We start from the raw sequence: 3,140 nt of genomic DNA, 5'->3' as shown, positions 1-3,140 counted from the left end.
GACTCCGGGGTTGATGCGGGGGACGGTCGCGGCGAACGTCGCGCTCGGCGACGCGGAACCGGATGCCGACCGCGTCCGTGTGGCGCTCGACGCCGCCTGCGCCGAGGGCATCGACCCCGCCCTCGAGCTCGGCGTGCAGGGCAGTGGTCTGTCGGGAGGCCAGGCGCAGCGGATCGCTGTCGCCAGAGCGCTCTACCGGCAGTCGTCCGACCCGAGCCGGGTGCTCGCACTCGATGAGCCCTCGAGTGCTCTCGACCCCGACACCGAGGGGCGGCTCTGGCGGTCGCTGCGCGCGCGAGCGGATGCCGGGGCGACGATCCTCCTCGTGTCACACCGTCGGACCGCGCGGGACATCGCCGATCACATCGTGGCGCTGGGGGTGGACGCATGACGCTCCCACGCACCCAGGAACTCCGCTCGGATCGGAAGCTGCGGATCCGCGGCGTCTTGAAGCTCGCACAGCCGCCGATCGGACGCTTCCTCCCCGGACTGGTCTGGGGTGTGCTGTCGGCCGCCGCCGCCGTGAGCCTGCTGGCGGTCAGCGGCTGGCTGATCGTGAGTGCCTCCATCGTCGACTCGCTCGTCCCACTGTCGATCGCGGTCGTCGGCGTGCGGTTCTTCGCGGTGTCCCGCGCGGTCACCCGCTATCTCGAGCGGCTGAGCGGACACGATGCTGCGCTGCGCCAACTCGCCTCGACGCGGGCCGACATGGTGCGGCGACTGACCCCGCTCTCTCCGGCCGGTCTCGGCTCGACGGATCGCGGACAGATGCTCACCGCCCTGGTGGACGATGTCGAGAACCTGCAGAACCTGCCCCTGCGCGTGGTGCAGCCGCTCGGAGTCGCGGCGGTCGTCGCGGTCGGGGCCGTGGGTTTCATCGCGTTCGTCTCGCCGCCGGCCGCCCTCACCCTGGCGCTGTGCCTGGTGGTCGCTGCGGCCGCGGCGATCGGGCTGGGCTGGGTGTTCGGCTCGCGCGCCGAAGCGCTCGTCTCCGTGCGACGGGCCGAGCTCTCGGCCGCGCTCGTCGACTACTTCGGCAGCCTCGACGTGCTCCTGGCCTATGGCGCCGAGGCGCAGGCGCGCGAACGGATCGCCGCGGCGGATTCGGCGCTGCGACGCGTCGTCGACCGTGCCTCGTTCGCTCAGGCCGTCGCCGCCGGCGTCGTCTCCGCGGTCGCCGGTGCGGCATCCGTCTGGGCGCTCGCCGCTGCCGCGCCCGGGCTCATCGACGGTTCGATCGATGGACCATGGCTGGCCGTGGCGGTTCTCGTGCCGATGGTGGTGTTCGAGATCTTCGGTGCGGTTCCGGTGGCCGCGGCGTCGTGGCGGAGCGTCCGCTCGAGCGCGGAGCGCATCGTCGACGCCCTGCCGGAGCGGATGCCCGATGAACTGCGGCCCGACGCGGGTGACGACGTCGAGCTCGACGGCACGCCGACGATCCGGATGCGCGGCGTTCGCGCGAACTGGCCCGGCGGTGCTCCTGCGCTCACGGGTGTCGACCTCGATCTGCGGCCCGGGGAGAGGGTGCTGGTGGCGGGACCGAGCGGGGCGGGGAAGAGCTCGCTGGCGGCTGTGCTCGTCGGCTTCCTCCGCGTGCAGGGGGAGTACCTGATCGACGGGCAGGACGCGGCGGCGATGTCGGGGCCGGCGCTGCGTCGGACCATCGGCCTCTGCGAGCAGAGCCCTCAGCTGTTCGATGAGGACATCCGTCAGAACCTGCTCTTCGCGCGCGACACGGCGACCGACGACGAGCTGTGCGCCGTGCTCGACCGGGTCGGCCTCGGGGAGTGGGTGCGGGAGCGCGGTGGCCTCGACGCGAGGGTCGGCGACCGTGGCGCGCTCGTGTCGGGCGGCCAGGCGCAGCGCCTCGCGCTCGCCCGCGCCCTGCTGCGCGGTTTCCCGGTGCTGGTGCTGGACGAGCCGACCGCGGGGGTCGACCCTGATGCTTCCGACGCGCTGCTGCGCGACCTGCTCGAGGCGGCGGGGGAGCAGTCGGTGCTGCTGATCTCGCACGTGGCACCGCCCGCAGGAACCGTCGACCGCGTGGTGCGCCTCGACGGTGGCCGCACGGTCTGAGGCACGTTCGCGCAGGTTGCTCCGGCGGGGCCTCAGCCGCCGATCGCGTTCATGCCGCGTGCAGGCTGGAGGAAGGCCGGGTCGTTGATCGCGTGTCCGGGCAGCTTGGCCCAGACGCAGCGCCGCAGCACGTCGTCGACCGCCGCGTCGCTGCCGGCGTCGCCCGTGGCGCGAAGCACGGGCAGGAGGTCGCACTCATCGGTGGAGAAAAGACAGTTCCGCAGCTGCCCATCGGCCGTGAGGCGCAGGCGATCGCATGCGCCGCAGAAGGGAGCCGTCACGGAGGCGATCACGCCGACGGTCGCCGCCCCTCCGTCGAGATGCCACCGCTCGGCGGGTGCCCCACCCCGGCCGGGGATCTCGGTCAGCGTCCAGCGCTCGGAGAGCGTGTCGAGGATCTCCTCCCGCGTGACCATCCGATCGCGATCCCAGGTGTGGCCGGAGTCGAGCGGCATCTGCTCGATGAAGCGCAGTTCGGCTCCGTGCGCGCTCGCGAACTCGACGAGGTCGCACAGTTCGTCGTCGTTGACTCCGCGCATCGCGACGGTGTTCAGCTTGAGGGGACGCAGCCCCGAGGACGAGGCCGCCGCGATCCCGCGCAGCACGTCGTCGAGGCGGTCACGTCGCGTCAGGGCGGCGAACCTGTCGGGGCGCAGCGTGTCGATCGAGATGTTCAGGCGGCTCAGACCGGCGGAGATCAGGTCGTCGAGCACCTCGTCGAGGCGGATTCCGTTCGTCGTCATCGCGACCTGGACGGGGCCGTCCTCGGTGTCGATCTCTCGCAGTCGACGCACGATGTCGACGATGTCGCGGCGTAGCAGCGGTTCGCCGCCGGTGAGGCGGAAGGTCGTGATGCCGGCCTCGGCGGCGATACGGGCGACCCGGACGATCTCGTCGACGGACAGGATCGACTCGCGCGCGAGCCACTCGTTGCCCTGCTCCGGCATGCAGTAGGTGCAGCGCAACGAGCACCTGTCGGTGAGCGAGATGCGGAGGTCCTTGTGGCTCCGACCATGCGTATCGAGGAGCGCACCCGCCGTCGGGTGCGACGCCGGCGCCGGCGG

The 3,140-nt window shown here is 72.2% G+C and carries 2 protein-coding genes and 1 pseudogene; 2 read left to right on the top strand and 1 reads right to left on the bottom strand.

Annotated features, from left to right (window positions below; genetic code table 11):
• Both ACNPM4_RS18265 and cydC read left to right on the top strand, forming a co-directional pair.
• Window positions 1–391: pseudogene (locus ACNPM4_RS18265) on the top strand (thiol reductant ABC exporter subunit CydD); the annotation flags it as partial.
• Window positions 388–2,076 (top strand): thiol reductant ABC exporter subunit CydC, encoded by a 1,689-nt coding sequence (cydC, locus tag ACNPM4_RS18260; RefSeq protein WP_448986640.1) that lies wholly within the window; start codon window positions 388–390, stop codon window positions 2,074–2,076. The pseudogene ACNPM4_RS18265 and the gene cydC, both read left to right, overlap by 4 nt.
• A gap of 32 nt (window positions 2,077–2,108) precedes the next feature.
• On the opposite strand, the gene moaA is transcribed toward cydC, so the two are convergent.
• Window positions 2,109–3,140, bottom strand: a 1,032-nt coding sequence (gene moaA / locus ACNPM4_RS18255; RefSeq protein ID WP_448986639.1) for a GTP 3',8-cyclase MoaA, incomplete at its 5' end; no start/stop codon positions are given.

It is taken from the genome of Microbacterium umsixpiens (assembly GCF_053543675.1).
The sequence above is the reverse complement of the archived record's forward strand: the minus strand, read 5'-3'. Positions and strand labels throughout refer to the sequence as shown.

Excerpts from the sequence above, each read along its gene's own strand:
- cydC (WP_448986640.1), top strand. The coding sequence starts at position 388 with ATGACGCTCCCACGCACCCAGGAACTCCGCTCGGATCGGAAGCTGCGG.